Genomic DNA, 17,065 nt, shown 5'->3' with positions numbered 1-17,065 from the left:
CATTACGGCGTGCGGTTTTTTCTTTAGGCCTGATGAAAAGTCGTCATTAGAAAAAGGAGAGTGCTGTGTCGCGTAGACGCGTCGTAGTCACCGGTATGGGTATGTTGTCGCCACTGGGCACGGATGTGCCGAGCAGCTGGCAGGGCATTCTGGCTGGCCGTAGTGGCATTGGTCTGATCGAACACACCGACCTTTCTGCCTATTCCACCCGTTTTGGCGGCTCGGTAAAGGGCTTCAATGTCGAGGAATACCTGTCGGTCAAGGAAGCCCGCAAGCTTGATCTGTTCATCCAGTACGGCCTGGCTGCCGGTTTTCAGGCGGTGCGCAACGCCGGCCTGGAAGTCACCGATGCCAACCGTGAACGCATCGGCGTGGCCATGGGTTCGGGTATTGGCGGCTTGACCAATATCGAAGAAACCAGCCGCACGCTGCACGATTCGGGACCGCGACGGATTTCTCCGTTCTTCGTACCGGGCTCGATCATCAATATGATTTCCGGTTTCCTGTCCATCCACCTGGGTGCACAGGGACCCAACTATGCCATTGCCACGGCATGTACCACGGGCACCCACTGCATTGGCATGGCCGCGCGCAACATCATGTACGACGAAGCTGACGTGATGATCGCTGGCGGCGCCGAGATGGCGGCTTGTGGTCTCGGTATGGGCGGCTTTGGCGCCTCCCGTGCACTGTCGACCCGCAACGACGAGCCGGCCCGTGCCAGCCGACCTTGGGACAAGGGCCGCGATGGCTTCGTGCTGTCCGACGGTGCCGGTGCGCTGGTACTCGAGGAGCTGGAGCACGCCAAGGCGCGTGGCGCGACCATCTATGCCGAACTGGTTGGCTTTGGAACCAGCGGTGACGCGTATCACATGACCTCGCCGCCGGCCGATGGCGCCGGTGCTGCCCGTTGCATCGCCAATGCCTTGCGTGACGCGAAGGTCAACAGCGAGCAGGTGCAATACATCAACGCCCATGGCACATCGACCCCGGCGGGCGACCTCGCCGAAGCCCAGGCGATCAAGACCGTGTTCGGCGAGCATGCCTACAAACTGGCCGTCAGCTCGACCAAGTCGATGACCGGTCACTTGCTGGGTGCCGCAGGCGCGGTAGAGGCGATCTTCAGCGTGCTGGCGATCAACAGCCAGGTGGCGCCGCCGACCATCAACCTCGACGAACCGGACGAAGGCTGCGACCTGGACTTCGTTCCGCACACCGCCCGGGGCATGGACATCGATGTGGTGCTGTCCAACTCCTTCGGCTTCGGTGGCACCAACGGCTCGCTGGTGTTCCGCCGGTTTGCCGGTTGATGGACAGCTGGGTCGACGGTCAGCCGGCTGACGTTCTGTCGCTGAAGGATCGCGGCCTGGCTTATGGCGATGGGTTGTTTGAAACCATCGCCGTGCGCAATGGCGAGCCGGTGCTGCTGGCGCGTCATCTGCGGCGGCTCGAGCTGGGCTGCCAGCGGTTGGCGCTCAATCTCGACAACCGCGCATTGAGCGCGGAACTGAGCGCTTACGCGCAACACCTGGGTGAAGGTGTGCTGAAGCTGATTGTGACCCGTGGCGACAGCCTGCGCGGTTATGCCGCCGCCCCTTCGGCCCAGGTTCGGCGCATCCTGCAAGGGAATCCTCCGGCCGCTTATCCTGTTGCCCACGCCGAGCAGGGCGTTGCCCTGTTTCCTTGTGCGACTCGCCTGTCCGAGCAGCCGTTGCTGGCCGGCCTCAAACATCTCAACCGTCTTGAACAGGTCATGGCTCGCGCCGAATGGACCGATTCGGAGCACGCCGAAGGCCTGATGCTGGATATGTCCGGGCGGGTGATCGAAGGGGTCTTCAGCAACCTGTTTATCGTGCGTGACGGTGTGTTGATGACAGCTGACCTGAGCCGGTGCGGCGTGGCTGGCGTGATGCGTGCCGAATTATTGTTTCAAGCCGAGTCGCAGGGCATCGCCACGCAAGTGACCGATATCCATCTTGAGCAACTGCACCAGGCCGATGAGGTCTTTGTCTGCAACAGCGTGTATGGCGTGTGGCCGGTACGCGCATGCGGTTCGACACGCTGGTCGGCCGGGCCGCTCACCCGTAAACTGCAGACCCTTGCCCGCGCGTTATTGGATGTTTGATTCGTGAGACGTAAATTCTTGCTGTTGCTGGAAACCGGTCTGGTTCTGGCAGGGCTGCTGTGGGGCGCTTCTGCCTGGAAGATTCATTCGGCGTTGCAACAGCCGCTGAACATCACTCAGGAAGAACTGCTGGAGATTCCTAACGGGACCACCCCGACCAAGACCCTCTATCGCCTCGAGGCTGACGGCCTGATCAGGGACGCGTTCTGGCTGAGGGTGTATTGGCGCTTCAATCTCGCCGGCCAGCCCCTGCACTCCGGCGAATACCGGATGGTACCGGGCATGACCATGGAAAACCTGATCGGCGTTTGGAAACGCGGCGAGGTGGTGCAGTACAGCGTGACGCTGGTGGAAGGCTGGAATTTCCGTCAGGTCCGTGCGGCACTGGCCAAGGATGAAAAACTCCAGCAGACCCTCACCGGCCTGAGTGACAGCGAGGTGATGGATCGGCTGGGCCACTCCGGGGTGTTCCCCGAAGGGCGGTTTTTCCCGGATACCTATCGCTTCGTGCGCGGAACGTCGGACGTTGATCTTCTGAACAAGGCCTACGACCGGCTTGAAGACGTACTGGCCAGGGAATGGGCCGAACGCGCCGCCGATGTGCCCTATACCCAGCCCTACCAGGCGCTGATCATGGCATCCCTGGTGGAAAAGGAAACCGGCGTACCCCAGGAACGCAGTCAGATTGCCGGTGTGTTCGTGCGTCGTCTGCGCATGGGCATGCTGCTGCAGACCGATCCCACGGTGATCTATGGCCTGGGCGAGCGCTACACTGGCAAACTCACCCGTGCCCATTTGAAAGAAGAGAATCCGTACAACACCTACCTGGTTCCGGGGTTGCCACCGACGCCGATTGCCATGGTGGGACGCGAGGCGATTCATGCCGCGTTGAATCCTGCGTCGGGAGACAGCCTTTACTTTGTCGCGCGCGGGGATGGCAGCCACGTGTTTTCCGACAATCTGGATGAGCACAACAACGCGGTGCGCGAATACCAGCTCAAGCGTCGCGCCGACTATCGCTCCAGCCCGGCTCCGGCCACGCAGGGTGACTCGGCGCCGATTCCGGCGGCCTCGCCCGATACGGCTCCCGAAGCCCTGCCCCAGGTGCAACCGGAGAAGCCTGCTCCCGAACCGAATGCTGACGAGCTCCCGAGCCCGCAATGACTCTGACTAAGGACTGCCCGTGACTGGCTTGTTTATAACGCTGGAGGGCCCGGAGGGCGCCGGCAAGAGCACCAACCGCGAATTCCTGGCCGAACGCCTTCGGACTGCGGGGATCGAGGTGGTGCTGACCCGCGAGCCGGGCGGTACGCCGCTGGCGGAGCGGATCCGTGAGGTGCTGCTGGCGCCGGCCGAAGAAGTGATGAACCCCGACACCGAGCTGTTGCTGGTGTTCGCCGCCCGGGCACAACACCTGTCCGAGGTGATTCGTCCGGCCCTGGCCCGTGGCGCAGTGGTGCTCTGCGATCGCTTTACCGATTCGACCTATGCCTATCAAGGTGGTGGCCGGGGCTTGTCCCTGGAGCGCATCGCGGCACTGGAAACCTTTGTCCAGGGCGACCTGCGACCGGACCTGACGCTGGTGTTCGACCTGCCGGTGGAAATCGGCCTGGCCCGTGCCAGCGCCCGTGGTCGGCTGGATCGTTTCGAGCTTGAGGGCGAGGCATTCTTCAATGCCGTGCGCAACGCCTTCCTGAGCCGTGCCAAGGCCGATCCGGCGCGTTACCTGTTGATCGATGCCTCCCAGCCGCTGACCCAGGTCCAGCAATCGCTGGACAGCCTGTTGCCCGGTTTGCTGGAGCGTGTCCGTGGCTGAAGCCTATCCCTGGCAGGACGGTCTCTGGCAACAACTGGCCGGTCGTGCCCAGCATGCCCATGCGTACCTGCTCCATGGCCCGGTCGGGATCGGCAAGCGGGCACTGGCCGAACGCCTGATGGCCCACCTGCTGTGCCAGCGCCCGGGCGCCTCGAACGCGTGCGGCGAGTGCAAGTCCTGCCTGCTGCTCAAGGCTGGCAGCCATCCCGATAACTATGTGCTGGAGCCGGAGGAGGCGGACAAGGCGATCAAGGTCGACCAGGTCCGTGATCTGGTCAGCTTCGTGGTCCAGACTTCACAGCTGGGTGGGCGCAAAGTGGTGCTGATCGAGCCGGTCGAGTCGATGAACATCAACGCCGCCAATGCCTTGCTCAAGAGCCTCGAGGAGCCTTCTGGCGACACCGTCCTCTTGCTGGTCAGTCACCAGCCGAGTCGCTTGCTGCCGACCATCAAGAGCCGTTGTGTGCAACAGGCCTGCCCGTTGCCGAGCGAGGCGATGAGTTTGCAATGGTTGGCCCAGGCCTTGCCCGACAGCACCGATGACGAGCGTGTCGAATTGCTGACCCTCGCCGCCGGTTCGCCCCTGGCGGCCGTCAGCCTCCAGGCCCAGGGTGTGCGTGAGCAGCGGGCGTTGGTGGTGGACGGGGTGAAGAAGCTGCTCAAGCAGCAGCAATCACCGACGCAATTGGCCGAGGGGTGGAACGCCATCCCGCTGCTGTTGCTGTTCGACTGGTTCTGCGACTGGTCGAGCCTGATCTTGCGTTACCAGCTTACCGACGATGAGGCGGGTCTGGGGCTGGCGGACATGCGCAAGGTGATTCAGTACCTGGCGCAAAAAAGCAGCCAGGACAAAATCTTGAACATTCAGGACTGGTTGCTTGCCCAACGTCAGAAGGTGCTGAGCAAGGCGAACCTCAACCGGGTGCTGTTGCTCGAGGCATTGTTGGTGCGGTGGGCGAGCTTGCCGGGTCGTAACTGACAGACGTCGCCAAGGCTCCTAGACTCAGTACGAAAAGTCTTGAGACGAAGGTCAGGCAAGGCGAAAACAGCCGAGGAACGCCCGGGGTCGCGTCCGACTGTACTGGAGTACATGAGCATTCCGAGGCTGTTTTCAACGCAGCATGAACAAGTATCAAGGCTTTTCGTACTGAGGCTAGACTCAGCTCAATCGCAGCGGAGAACAGCATGAACGAACCTGTCAGTCCCGGACCGCGCAACGGCATCCTGTCCCTGGCCATCAAGGACAAGTCGGTGCTTTACGCCGCCTACATGCCTTTCATCAGGAATGGCGGCCTGTTCATTCCCACCAACAAGCATTATCGACTGGGGGATGAAGTGTTCATGCTGTTGAGCCTGATGGATGAACCGGAGAAAATCCCGGTCGCCGGCAAGGTGATCTGGATGACCCCCAAAGGTGCCCAGGGCAACCGAGCGGCCGGCGTCGGCGTGCAGTTCAATGACGGCGACAGCTCAGCCCGCAATCAGATCGAAACCCACCTGGCCGGAACCCTGAAGTCCGACCGTCCCACCCATACGATGTAGCCCGACCCTTTATGCTCGTAGATTCCCATTGTCACCTCGACCGTCTCGACCTTGCCGCCCATGGCGGTTCCCTGGATGCAGCGCTGGACGCTGCCCGTCAGCGGGGCGTCGGACACTTCCTGTGCATCGGTGTCAGCGCCGATAATGCCGCCGACGTCAAGGTCCTGGCCGACCGTTATGAAGATGTCGACTGTTCGGTCGGTGTCCATCCGCTGGATGTCCAGCCCGATGCTGCGCCGGCCCTGGACTGGCTGTTGCGTGAGCTCGACCATCCAAGGGTCGTCGCCATCGGTGAAACCGGCCTGGACTACCACTACGAGCCGGAAGCCGCCGAAGTGCAACAGGCTTCATTCCGCCTGCACCTGGACGCCGCGAAGCAGACTGGCAAGCCGGTGATCATCCACACCCGGGGCGCTCGGGCTGACACCCTGGCCTTGCTGCGCGAGGCCGCGCTGCCCCAGGCCGGCGTGCTGCACTGTTTTACCGAAGACTGGGACATGGCCAAGGCAGCGCTGGACATGGGGTATTACATTTCCCTGTCCGGGATTGTCACGTTCCGCAACGCCGATGCCTTGCGTGACGTGGCCAGCAGGGTGCCGGCCGACCGGTTGCTGGTGGAAACCGACTCGCCGTACCTGGCCCCGATCCCGTATCGCGGCAAGCCGAATCTTCCGCAATATGTGCGGGAGGTGGCGGAGTTCCTGGCAATGCTGCGTGGCGAATCCTACGAGCGGTTCGCTGACCAGACGACGGAGAATTTTAAACGGTTGTTTCCGCTGGCTCACGTCCGGTCGGTCAAGGCTTGAATTTCGAACAAAAAAAACCCGGGTTCTGGGGGGTGAATCCGGGTTAAGACCATTAGGAGTAAAACAAAGGCACGCGGTCCTTTGGTACCTTTACCGGCGCGTCACTTGGGGGAGATGTCGCGCCGACAATTGAAGTATTGATCAGGATACCGACGCGTCCAGTTTGCCCGGGGCGGTTTTTAAACAAATTTGGAATACGCTCGCTTCGGATAAGTTCTCACTGTCGCCACCGGTTGTCGGGACGACGCGGTAGCGCAAGCGGCAGCGAGCCAATGTTGTACGATTTTGTGAGGAACTATGGCCGGGAACGGATGATCCGTGCATTTTTGCGTAAGTTAGGCATAATACCCGGCTTCGAATTTTGACCTTCAGACCTTTTTCTTATGCACAAAGAACCTCGTAAGGTCCGTGAGTTTCGCCGCCGCGAGCAGGAAATTCTCGACACCGCACTCAAGTTGTTTCTCGACCAGGGCGAAGACAGCGTCACCGTCGAGATGATTGCGGATGCTGTGGGTATCGGCAAAGGCACGATCTATAAACATTTCAAATCCAAGGCGGAAATCTACCTGCGCCTGATGCTCGATTACGAGCGCGATTTGAACGAATTGCTGCATTCGGCGGACGTGGACAAGGACAAGGAGGCGCTGTCCCGGGCCTACTTCGAATTCCGCATGCGCGATCCCCAGCGCTACCGCTTGTTCGACCGCCTGGAAGAGAAGGTGGTCAAGGGCAACCAGGTGCCGGAGATGGTCGAGGAGCTGCACAAGATCCGCGCTTCGAACTTCGAGCGCCTGACGTTGCTGATCAAGGGCCGGATCAGCGAAGGCAAGCTCGAAGATGTGCCACCTTACTTCCACTACTGCGCTGCCTGGGCGTTGGTGCATGGTGCGGTGGCGTTGTACCACTCACCGTTCTGGAGCAACGTGCTGGAGGATCAGGAAGGTTTCTTCCAGTTCCTGATGGACATCGGCGTGCGCATGGGCAACAAGCGCAAGCGCGATACCGACGTACCGAGCAGTTAAGGCATTCAGATACCTGATTGCGCCATGTCCGCTTACATGGCGCAGTGCCCCAGTAATATACTCAGGCTTGGGTCTTGCGAAAACCTGAATTCTAGGTCAAGTTTCGTAGGTCCGATTTTTCTTTCGCCGGAGTCATCCATGATCGTTGACCGTCAGGGCAGGCGTTTTCGCAATTTGCGGATCAGCCTGACTTCCGCCTGCAACTACGCCTGCACCTATTGCGTGCCCGACGGCAAGCGCCTGGTGGCGGCGCAGGACGAGTTGTCGGCCGAGGCGATGGCGCGAGGCGTGGCTTACCTGATCGAAGCTGCCGGCATCGAGCGACTGCGCATCACCGGGGGCGAGCCGTTGGTCAGTCCCAAGCTCGAACGCTTCATGACGGCGGTGGGGCAGATGGGGCTGGAGGACATCAGCCTGACCACCAACGGCCAGTTGCTGGCGAAGAAGTTGCCTTTGCTGGTGGGGGCGGGCATCCGTCGCATCAACGTTTCCCTCGACACCCTGGACCCTGCCGCATTTCGCAGCATCGCCCGCGGCGGCGACCTGGTGACGGTACTCGACGGCATGGACCAGGCCCATGCGGCGGGCATGAAGATCAAAGTCAATATGGTGCCGTTGCGCGGGCAGAACCTGGATCAGGTGATGCCGTTGCTCGAATACTGCCTGGCGCGTGGCTATGAGCTGCGCTTCATCGAGCTGATGCGCATGGGGCACCTGGCCAGCGATTCCAACGGGTTCTTGCAGCAGTTTGTCAGCCTGCAACAACTCTTGAGCCTGATCGGTGACCAGTATGAATACTTGCAAGCCGACGCCCCAGTGGATGCGACGGCGGTGCGCTATGAGATCCCAGGCATGGGATATTTCGGTGTGATCGCCAACGAAAGCGTGCCTTTCTGCCGTACTTGCTCGCGGTTGCGGTTGTCTTCCACAGGCTGGTTGCATGGTTGCCTGTCCTCGAGCAACCGTCATTTCGTCGGCGACCTTCTGGACAAACCCCGTCACGAGGCGCTGCCGGCCCTTCAGCGGCTGTTGGTCAAGGCCTTGGGGGACAAGCAAGAGGTAGCGTTTTCCGGCGGCGCAACCATCATGAAGATCATCGGCGGCTGATCCCACGCAATCGCGGGCAAGCCTTGCTCTCACAGGTACGGTGTTTACCCTGTGGGAGCAAGGCTTGCCCGCGATTACATTGTTCCAGTCAATCCATTTTCATTGAGCTGGCGCAAAAGCTGCATTCAACGGCCATTCGCCGGTTTTCCGACACCGGTTTCTGGAGGGTAGGATGCGTAGCCTGGTTTTGCTGCTGGCCGTTTTGGCGCTGGCTGGCTGTATGAATGTCAGCGACATGGGGGAGGGCGTTCGTTATCACATGAGCGACGCCGGTCTGCTGGATCACAGCGACAGTCGCCGTGTGAATAACCTGCGTATTCAGCCCGATTCGTTCATCTACATCGCCCAAGGCGCTTTCGCACCGCCAGGCGGTGCCTATCCGCGTCCCAATGTCGTGGCCGAAGAAGCCTTTAACGGGTTCATCGAATATTTCCCGATGGTCCGTCGCGCCCGGGTTCCCGAAGGGCTTGATCAGGCCATGGGCGAAGCCCGTGCTGCCGGTGCTCACTATTTGCTGTACACCCGGTTCGCCAAGGCCGACAACCGCATCGGCAATTCTGACGAATGGCTGGACGAAGAAGCCGTGGATCGTCTGGGAGTCGACACCAGTGTGATCCAGATCATGTTGATCGAGACCAGCACCCAGTATTTGATTGATACTGCACGTATCAAGAGTCGTGGCGGTTTACTGACGTTGCACGACAAGCAGCCACAAGACCTCATCGCCACGCCGTTGCGTGAATATGCCCGCAGCCTGCTGGGGATGAGCGACGAGTAAATACAAGGAGTCACCATGAGCGGACCGCAAAAAGCCAATGACCTGCTGGGGCAGATCCCCAAGACCAAAGGCCTGCCGCCGGTCCACTTATGGAACCCCGACTTCTGCGGCAACATCGACATGCGCATCGCACGCGATGGCACCTGGTACTACCTGGGCACGCCCATCGGCCGCAAGCCGATGGTCAAGCTGTTCTCCACCATCATCCGCCGCGACGGCGATGACTACTTCCTGATTACCCCCGTGGAAAAAGTCGGCATCCAGGTCGATGATGCGCCGTTCGTGGCCGTGAGCCTGGAGGTCGAGGGCCATGGCGAAGGGCAGTTATTGCGCTTCACCACCCACGTCGATGAAACCACCGAGGCCGGCCCTGATCATCCGATGCGGGTCGTGATCGATCCGCACACCCAGGAACCGGCGCCCTACGTGCATGTGCGCAGCAACCTCGAAGCGTTGATTCACCGAAATGTGTTCTACCAGTTGGTGGAGCTGGCGGTGAGTCGTGAGATCGACGGGCAGCACTGGTTGGGGGTGTGGAGTGGCGGGGTGTTCTTCCCCATTGGCCTGGAACCGTAACCCTGTGGGGCGAGCCTGTGGGAGCAAAGCTTGCTCGCGATAACACTGCCAGCGTGGATGTTGGCTGACACTACGCCTTCGCGAGCAAGCTTCGCTCCCACATGTGTGCCCAGAACGAATTCAATTGACAGCCAATCATATGATGATTAGCGTGAGCCACCAATAAGAGTGGCCCGCGGGGTTTTCATGTCCAGCAGTTTTCACGCATCGACCGTCGATTGGCTCGGCGGTTGGATTGCCGCCGGCCAGGTCAAGCCTGGGCAGACCATCAAGGTCGAGGCGGACCTGGGCGAGCAACTGGGGGTCAGTCGCACGGTGATTCGCGAGGCGATCAAGACCCTGGTGGCCAAAGGCATGCTCGAGGTCGGGCCAAAAGTGGGGACGCGGGTGCTGCCGGTACGGCGCTGGAACCTGTTCGATCCCCAGGTGGTCGGCTGGCTGTCACGCAGCGGTTTGCCAGAGAACTTTGTCGATGACCTGTTGGATCTGCGCCGCACCATCGAGCCAATGGCGGTGCGCTGGGCCTGCGAGCGGGCGACGGTCGAGCAGGTTCAGGCGATCCGCCTGGCCTACCATGCGCTGGAGCGGGCCGTGGACAGCGGCGTCGACTACAACCGGGCCGACCAGTTTTTCCACGAGTGCATCCTCGCCGCCAGCCACAATCAATTCATAGAACAAATGGTCCCGGCCCTGGGCGCGTTGCTGGCGGTGTCGTTCGAGGTATCGGCTGCCGATCCGGATGAACTGCGCCGCACCTTGCCCATCCACAAGGACATCGCCGAAGCTATCGCGTCCCGCGACGCGACACGGGGCGTCTGGGCCTGCATGACCCTGATCGACAACGCTGACCTGGCCATCAAGCGCTTCTACCCTCATGTGATGGCGGGTCGTACAGACATTGCCGGGCAAGCCGGAAACAGGAGGTTTCAATGATGTGGAAGGCGGTAACGGAGCACCGGGCGAAACTGGGCGAGGGGCCTTTCTGGGACGAGCTGACCCAGGCGCTGTATTGGGTCGACATCGCCGGCAAACAGGCGCTGCGGTTGATCGGTGCCAATGTACAGATCTGGCAGATGCCCGAGCATGTGTCGGCCTTCATCCCCACACAGAGTGGTGATGCGCTGGTGACATTGAGCAGCGGTGTCTACCGGTTGGATCTGGACTCGCCGGGCCTGGAGCCGCGCCTGACGCTGCTGTGCATGGCCGATCCCCAACCCGGTAACCGCGCCAACGAAGCCCGTTGCGATGCCCTGGGCCAGCTGTGGCTCGGGACCATGCAGAACAACATTGGGGAAAACGGTGAGGATCTGCCCCTGGAACACCGCTCCGGCGGCTTGTTTCGCGTGGGCGCCGATGGCCGGGTCATGCCGTTGCTGCGCGGACGGGGCATTCCCAACACGCTGTTGTGGAGCACTGATGGCACCACGGTGTATTTCGGTGAAAGCCTCGACGGCACGTTGTACCGGCATTTCATCCATCCCGATGGCAGCCTGGCGCCCGCCGAAGTCTGGTTTGGCCCTCATTCGCGCGGCGGCCCGGACGGCTCGGCGATGGATGCCCGGGGTTATGTCTGGAACGCCCGCTGGGATGGCAGCTGCCTGCTGCGAATCAACCCTGATGGACAGGTCGACCGGGTGATCGAACTGCCGGTCAGTCGTCCCACCAGCTGTGTGTTCGGGGGAGAGGATCTCAAGACTCTGTACATCACCAGCGCAGCCAGTCCGTTGGCGCATCCGCTGGACGGCGCGGTGCTGTCCATGCGGGTCGATGTGCCGGGTGTGAGCTGTACGCGGTTTGCGGGTTAAATCCCAAAATATGGGATGTAAATATATATATTGAGATTGTTTGGTGGCCGGGTTTATAGTCGGCTCCATCAGCAACATGCATTCACACTAAAAAAACAAAACAGGTGAAGCGATGCAACGATCCATCCCCGTACGCCCCGGTGGCGTACGTGACCCACTGTCCTCTCAGCGCCTTCGGCCGGTCATCCCTGGATGCCCGGTTTTTGTCGTGGCTGCGGATAGCGGAGTCGTGAGCCATGGCTGAAGCGCTTTCCTTGCCGCCAGTGCCCGAGCCCCCCAAGGGCGAGCGGCTGAAGAACAAGGTGGTGTTGCTGACCGGTGCCGCCCAGGGTATTGGCGAGGCCATCGTCGCTGCGTTCGCTTCGCAACAGGCGCGCCTGGTGATCAGCGACATCCAGGCCGGCAAAGTCGAACAGGTTGCCGCTGATTGGCGTGAACGCGGGGCGGACGTGCAAGCGTTGCAAGCCGATGTGTCGAACCTGCAGGACCTGCAGGCCATGGCCCGCCGTGCCGTTGAATTGCACGGCCGCATCGATGTGCTGGTGAATTGCGCCGGCGTCAATGTGTTCCGCGACCCGTTGGAAATGACCGAGGAAGATTGGCGCCGCTGCTTCGCCATCGACCTGGACGGTGCCTGGTATGGCTGCAAGGCTGTGTTGCCGCAGATGATCGAGCAGGGCGTGGGCAGCATCATCAATATTGCTTCGACCCATTCGTCCCACATCATCCCCGGCTGTTTTCCTTATCCGGTGGCCAAGCATGGCTTGCTCGGCCTGACTCGCGCCCTGGGCATCGAATACGCACCCAAGGGCGTACGCGTCAACGCCATCGCACCGGGCTACATCGAAACCCAACTGAACGTCGACTACTGGAACGGTTTTGCCGATCCTCATGCCGAACGCCAGCGTGCGCTGGATCTGCACCCGCCACGCCGCATCGGGCAACCGATCGAAGTGGCAATGACGGCCGTGTTCCTGGCCAGTGATGAAGCACCTTTCATCAACGCTTCATGCATCACCATTGATGGTGGACGTTCGGTCATGTACCACGACTGAACATTCCGGATTGCAGTCTGAAACTTTGCCTGTAATCCAATCATCATACGATATGACTATTTGGATCTATGCTGTAGCAACTTGCTGTGACCGCCCAGCCTGCGCTTTGCCACCGATGGTGGAGCAGACCCTGGACGTTTGGCTTTCAATAAAAAAAACAAGGAGTCAACTATGAATCATCGTCGTGGGATCCGTTCCCTGTGCCGCGTTGCCTTGGCAGTTGCCGCGGTCGGTCTCAGCAGTACCTTGCTGGCGGCTGAAGAAGTGAAGATCGGTTTTCTGGTCAAGCAGGCCGAGGAGCCCTGGTTCCAGACCGAATGGGCGTTCGCTGAAAAAGCGGGCAAGGACAAGGGCTTCAAGGTCATCAAGATTGCCGTGCCCGATGGCGAGAAGACCCTCTCAGCCATTGACAGCCTCGCGGCCAACGGCGCCAAGGGCTTCGTGATTTGCCCGCCGGACGTGTCCCTGGGCCCGGCCATCATGGCCAAGGCCAAACTCAACGACATGAAAGTCATCGCCGTCGATGACCGTTTCGTCGATGCCAGCGGCAAGTTCATGGAAGACGTGCCGTACCTCGGCATGGCCGCGTTCGAAGTGGGCCAGAAGCAGGGTGCCGCCATGGCTACTGAAGCCAAAAAACGTGGCTGGGACTGGAAAGACACCTACGCGGTGATCAACACCTTCAACGAGTTGGACACCGGCAAGAAACGCACCGACGGTTCGATGGACGCCCTCAAGAAAGCCGGTATGCCGGACGACCACATCCTCACCACGGCGCTCAAGACCCTCGACGTACCGGGGAGCATGGACTCCACCAACTCCGCCCTGGTGAAACTGCCCAGCGGCGCGAAGAACCTGATCATCGGCGGCATGAACGACAACACCGTGCTGGGTGGCGTGCGCGCGACTGAAAGCGCCGGCTTCAAGGCAGACAACGTGATCGGGATCGGCATCAATGGCACCGACGCCATCGGCGAGCTGAAAAAACCCCACAGCGGTTTCTTCGGTTCGATGCTGCCTAGCCCGCACATCGAAGGCTACAAGACCGCCGAGATGATGTTCGAGTGGGTCACCACCGGCAAGGAACCACCGAAGTACACCGCCATGGACGAGGTGACGCTGATCACTCGGGAGAACTTCAAGCAGGAGCTGGAAAAGATCGGCCTGTGGAATTGACGGCCGGTTGATTCAAAAGCGGCCCTGGTGTCTTGGGGCCGCTTGATCTCTGTGAGTTCGAGGTGGTTATGCAAGCGCAAACAGCGACACAGCAACACAACATCGGCGCCAGCTTGCGATTCAACGGAATCGGCAAAGCCTTTCCCGGCGTGCAGGCGTTGGCCAATATCAGTTTTGTCGCCCATCCAGGCCAGGTTCATGCCTTGATGGGGGAAAACGGCGCGGGCAAGTCCACGTTGCTGAAGATTCTGGGTGGGGCCTACATCCCGAGCAGCGGCGAGCTGCAGATCGGCGAGCAGACGATGGCCTTCAAGTGCACGGCCGACAGCATCGCCAGCGGCGTGGCGGTGATTCACCAGGAGCTGCATCTGGTGCCGGAAATGACGGTGGCCGAGAATTTGTTCCTGGGCCACCTGCCGGCCCGTTTCGGCCTGGTCAATCGTGGCGTGTTGCGCCAGCAGGCGTTGGCGCTGCTCAAGGGCCTGGCCGACGAAATCGATCCCCAGGAAAAAGTCGGTCGCCTGTCCCTCGGCCAGCGCCAACTGGTGGAAATCGCCAAGGCCTTGTCCCGGGGCGCTCATGTGATTGCCTTCGATGAACCCACCAGCAGCCTCTCTGCACGGGAAATCGACCGCTTGATGGCGATCATCGCGCGCCTGCGGGACGAGGGCAAAGTGGTGCTGTATGTGAGTCACCGCATGGAAGAGGTGTTCCGCATCTGTGACGCGGTGACGGTGTTCAAGGATGGCCGCTACGTGCGCACCTTCGAAAACATGAGCGAGTTGACCCACGATCAGTTGGTCACCTGCATGGTCGGTCGCGATATCCAGGACATCTACGATTACCGTGCCCGTGAGCGCGGTGAAGTGGCGCTGCAGGTCGATCGCCTGCTCGGTCCGGGGCTGCGTGAGCCGGTGAGTTTCCAGGTGCACAAAGGTGAAATCCTTGGCTTGTTCGGGCTGGTAGGGGCCGGACGCACCGAATTGCTGCGATTGCTCAGCGGCCTGGAGCGCCAGACCGAAGGGAGCCTGGTCTTGCACGGTGAGGCGCTGAAACTGCGTTCGCCCCGGGACGCCATCGCCGCCGGCGTACTGCTCTGCCCGGAAGACCGCAAGAAGGAAGGCATCATGCCCCTGGCCAGCGTCGGCGAGAACATCAACATCAGCGCTCGCAGTGCCCACTCCACCCTCGGCTGCCTGTTGCGCGGCGATTGGGAAAAGGGCAACGCCGACAAGCAGATCAAGGCGTTGAAAGTGAAGACGCCGACGGCGGGGCAGAAAATCATGTTCCTGTCCGGCGGCAACCAGCAGAAGGCGATCCTCGGTCGCTGGCTGTCTATGCCGATGAAAGTCCTGTTGCTGGACGAGCCCACCCGCGGCATCGACATCGGTGCGAAGGCGGAGATCTACCAGATCATCCACAACCTGGCGGCCGAGGGCATCGCGGTGATTGTGGTCTCCAGCGACCTGATGGAAGTGATGGGCATTTCCGACCGGATCCTGGTGCTGTGCGAAGGGGCCATGCGCGGCGAGCTGCCGCGTGCCGAGGCCAACGAATCCAACCTGCTGCAACTGGCGCTGCCACGCCAACGCGTTGCCGACGCGGCGAACTGAGAGGTAAATCATGACCATTCAAAACAATGCACTGCCAACGGCACGCAAACCCCTGGACATGCGTCGGTTCCTGGACGACTGGGTCATGCTGCTGGCGGCCATCGGCATCTTCGTGCTCTGCACCCTGTTGATCGACAACTTCCTGTCGCCGCTGAACATGCGGGGCCTGGGCCTGGCAATTTCCACCACCGGCATTGCCGCCTGTACCATGCTGTATTGCCTGGCATCCGGGCACTTCGACTTGTCCGTCGGCTCGGTGATTGCCTGCGCCGGCGTGGTCGCGGCGGTGGTGATGCGCGATACCAACAGCGTGTTCCTGGGTGTCAGCGCGGCGCTGGTGATGGGGCTGATCGTTGGCCTGATCAACGGCATCGTCATTGCCAAGCTGCGGGTCAATGCCTTGATTACCACGTTGGCGACCATGCAGATCGTTCGCGGCCTGGCCTACATCTTTGCCAATGGCAAGGCAGTGGGCGTGTCCCAAGAATCGTTCTTCGTGTACGGCAACGGCCAGTTGTTCGGGGTGCCGGTGCCGATCCTGATCACCATCGTCTGCTTTCTGTTTTTCGGCTGGTTGCTGAACTACACCACCTATGGGCGCAACACCATGGCCATCGGTGGTAACCAGGAAGCCGCGTTGCTGGCGGGGGTGAACGTCGATCGCACCAAGATCATTATCTTTGCCGTGCATGGCGTGATCGGCGCGCTGGCGGGGGTGATCCTGGCCTCGCGCATGACCTCTGGCCAACCAATGATCGGCCAGGGCTTCGAACTGACGGTGATCTCGGCCTGCGTCCTGGGTGGAGTCTCGTTGAGCGGTGGGATCGGCATGATTCGCCATGTGATTGCCGGGGTGTTGATTCTGGCGATCATCGAGAACGCGATGAACCTGAAGAACATCGACACTTTCTACCAATACGTCATCCGTGGCTCGATCCTGTTGCTCGCGGTGGTCATCGACCGCATGAAACAGCGCTGAAACCTGCTTCGACCGGGCGGGCCCCATCGCGGGCAAGCCCGGCTCCCACGGGTCTTGTGTCAGCCACAAAACCAGCGCCCGCCCAGACCGCATGTGGGAGCGGGCTTGCTCGTGAAGGCGTCGGCATATTCAATATCAATGTTGGCTGATCTGGTGCTATCGCGAGCAGGCTCGCTCCCACAGGTTTTTTGTCTGTCGCGAAGCCCGCAGACGCCGCAGACCGCATGTGGGAGCGAGCCTGCTCGCGATGGCGGCCGATCAGGCCGCTTTGCGCAGCGCCTCGATCAACTCCTGCTTGCGCATCTTCGAACGCCCGGGAATGTTTTTCGCCCGGGCTTCTTTCATCAGGCTGTCGACCGTCTGGGTTTCATGGGAAGCCTTGCTGCTGCGCGGATGGCCTTCCCGGGTCTTGGCTGCACGACGAGCCGATTCCTTGCGGTCGGTTTTCTTTTCCGCGGCCGGTTTGTGCTTCCCTGAGCCGCCGGAACGTTCGCCGCCGCCGGACTGTTTGTTCACCGTCGCCCAAGCGCGTGCCTCGGCCGTGTCCTCGGACAGGCCTTTCTTCTCGTAGCTTTTTTCGATGTGCTCGGCCTTGCGCTTTTGCTCGGCGGCGTATTTGTCTTTGCTTCCACGAGGCATGGGATTCTCCTCCTCAAATGTGTGAG

Annotated in this window: 18 protein-coding genes; 17 read left to right on the top strand and 1 reads right to left on the bottom strand. The window is 60.9% G+C overall.

Annotated features, from left to right (window positions below; translation table 11 throughout):
- The first annotated feature begins 65 nt into the window (after nucleotides 1-65).
- The 17 genes from fabF (at nucleotide 66) to araH (ending at nucleotide 16,400) form a co-directional block, all read left to right on the top strand.
- Nucleotides 66-1,310 (top strand): beta-ketoacyl-ACP synthase II, encoded by a 1,245-nt coding sequence (gene fabF, locus PCOSP_RS20825; protein WP_139649375.1) that lies wholly within the window; start codon nucleotides 66-68, stop codon nucleotides 1,308-1,310.
- Nucleotides 1,310-2,125 (top strand): aminodeoxychorismate lyase, encoded by an 816-nt coding sequence (gene pabC / locus PCOSP_RS20820; RefSeq protein ID WP_464709453.1) that lies wholly within the window; start codon nucleotides 1,310-1,312, stop codon nucleotides 2,123-2,125. Before fabF ends, pabC begins: the two co-directional genes overlap by 1 nt.
- A 3-nt stretch (nucleotides 2,126-2,128) precedes the next feature.
- Nucleotides 2,129-3,289 (top strand): endolytic transglycosylase MltG, encoded by a 1,161-nt coding sequence (gene mltG / locus PCOSP_RS20815; RefSeq protein WP_139649379.1) that lies wholly within the window; start codon nucleotides 2,129-2,131, stop codon nucleotides 3,287-3,289.
- Nucleotides 3,290-3,308: 19 nt separating this feature from the next.
- Nucleotides 3,309-3,941 carry a dTMP kinase gene (gene tmk, locus PCOSP_RS20810; RefSeq protein ID WP_139649381.1) on the top strand — a complete coding sequence of 211 codons (633 nt, stop codon included), beginning with the start codon at nucleotides 3,309-3,311 and terminating at the stop codon, nucleotides 3,939-3,941.
- Nucleotides 3,934-4,920: a DNA polymerase III subunit delta' gene (locus PCOSP_RS20805; RefSeq protein WP_464709452.1), complete on the top strand. Its 987-nt coding sequence runs from the start codon at nucleotides 3,934-3,936 to the stop codon at nucleotides 4,918-4,920. Before tmk ends, PCOSP_RS20805 begins: the two co-directional genes overlap by 8 nt.
- Before the next feature lie 206 nt (nucleotides 4,921-5,126).
- Nucleotides 5,127-5,483: a PilZ domain-containing protein gene (locus tag PCOSP_RS20800; RefSeq protein WP_024776899.1), complete on the top strand. Its 357-nt coding sequence runs from the start codon at nucleotides 5,127-5,129 to the stop codon at nucleotides 5,481-5,483.
- A gap of 11 nt (nucleotides 5,484-5,494) precedes the next feature.
- Complete coding sequence (locus tag PCOSP_RS20795) at nucleotides 5,495-6,289, top strand: TatD family hydrolase (RefSeq protein ID WP_139649385.1); 795 nt, start codon at nucleotides 5,495-5,497, stop codon at nucleotides 6,287-6,289.
- 383 nt (nucleotides 6,290-6,672) lie between these two features.
- Complete coding sequence (locus tag PCOSP_RS20790) at nucleotides 6,673-7,311, top strand: TetR/AcrR family transcriptional regulator (protein WP_003204240.1); 639 nt, start codon at nucleotides 6,673-6,675, stop codon at nucleotides 7,309-7,311.
- A 138-nt stretch (nucleotides 7,312-7,449) separates the two neighbouring features.
- Nucleotides 7,450-8,418, top strand: a complete 969-nt coding sequence (locus PCOSP_RS20785) for a GTP 3',8-cyclase MoaA (RefSeq protein ID WP_464709450.1) — start codon at nucleotides 7,450-7,452, stop codon at nucleotides 8,416-8,418.
- A gap of 172 nt (nucleotides 8,419-8,590) precedes the next feature.
- Nucleotides 8,591-9,196 (top strand): DUF4823 domain-containing protein, encoded by a 606-nt coding sequence (locus PCOSP_RS20780; RefSeq protein ID WP_041020461.1) that lies wholly within the window; start codon nucleotides 8,591-8,593, stop codon nucleotides 9,194-9,196.
- A gap of 15 nt (nucleotides 9,197-9,211) precedes the next feature.
- On the top strand, nucleotides 9,212-9,772 hold the full coding sequence (locus PCOSP_RS20775) for a DUF1285 domain-containing protein (protein WP_464709449.1): 561 nt from the start codon (nucleotides 9,212-9,214) through the stop codon (nucleotides 9,770-9,772).
- A gap of 186 nt (nucleotides 9,773-9,958) precedes the next feature.
- Nucleotides 9,959-10,705: a FadR/GntR family transcriptional regulator gene (locus tag PCOSP_RS20770; protein ID WP_139649393.1), complete on the top strand. Its 747-nt coding sequence runs from the start codon at nucleotides 9,959-9,961 to the stop codon at nucleotides 10,703-10,705.
- Entirely contained in the window at nucleotides 10,702-11,577 is an 876-nt protein-coding gene (locus PCOSP_RS20765; protein ID WP_464709448.1) for an SMP-30/gluconolactonase/LRE family protein, read from the top strand. The genes PCOSP_RS20770 and PCOSP_RS20765 overlap by 4 nt, the downstream gene beginning before the upstream one ends.
- A 236-nt stretch (nucleotides 11,578-11,813) precedes the next feature.
- Nucleotides 11,814-12,632: an SDR family oxidoreductase gene (locus PCOSP_RS20760; protein ID WP_464709447.1), complete on the top strand. Its 819-nt coding sequence runs from the start codon at nucleotides 11,814-11,816 to the stop codon at nucleotides 12,630-12,632.
- Between the two features lie 171 nt (nucleotides 12,633-12,803).
- The gene (locus PCOSP_RS20755) at nucleotides 12,804-13,808 is read left to right on the top strand and encodes a substrate-binding domain-containing protein (RefSeq protein WP_047699126.1); all 1,005 of its coding nucleotides are present in this window, start codon (nucleotides 12,804-12,806) and stop codon (nucleotides 13,806-13,808) included.
- A 68-nt stretch (nucleotides 13,809-13,876) separates the two neighbouring features.
- Entirely contained in the window at nucleotides 13,877-15,421 is a 1,545-nt protein-coding gene (gene araG, locus PCOSP_RS20750; protein WP_464709445.1) for an L-arabinose ABC transporter ATP-binding protein AraG, read from the top strand.
- Nucleotides 15,422-15,431: 10 nt separating this feature from the next.
- The gene (araH, locus tag PCOSP_RS20745) at nucleotides 15,432-16,400 is read left to right on the top strand and encodes an L-arabinose ABC transporter permease AraH (RefSeq protein WP_041020454.1); all 969 of its coding nucleotides are present in this window, start codon (nucleotides 15,432-15,434) and stop codon (nucleotides 16,398-16,400) included.
- 258 nt (nucleotides 16,401-16,658) lie between these two features.
- Here araH and PCOSP_RS20740 read toward each other — a convergent pair whose 3' ends face one another.
- Nucleotides 16,659-17,039 carry a Rho termination factor N-terminal domain-containing protein gene (locus tag PCOSP_RS20740; protein ID WP_464709444.1) on the bottom strand — a complete coding sequence of 127 codons (381 nt, stop codon included), beginning with the start codon at nucleotides 17,037-17,039 and terminating at the stop codon, nucleotides 16,659-16,661.
- Between the last annotated feature and the right edge of the window lie 26 nt (nucleotides 17,040-17,065).

It is taken from the genome of Pseudomonas sp. MAFF 730105 (assembly GCF_055380705.1).
This window is presented reverse-complemented; position numbering and strand designations above follow the sequence as displayed.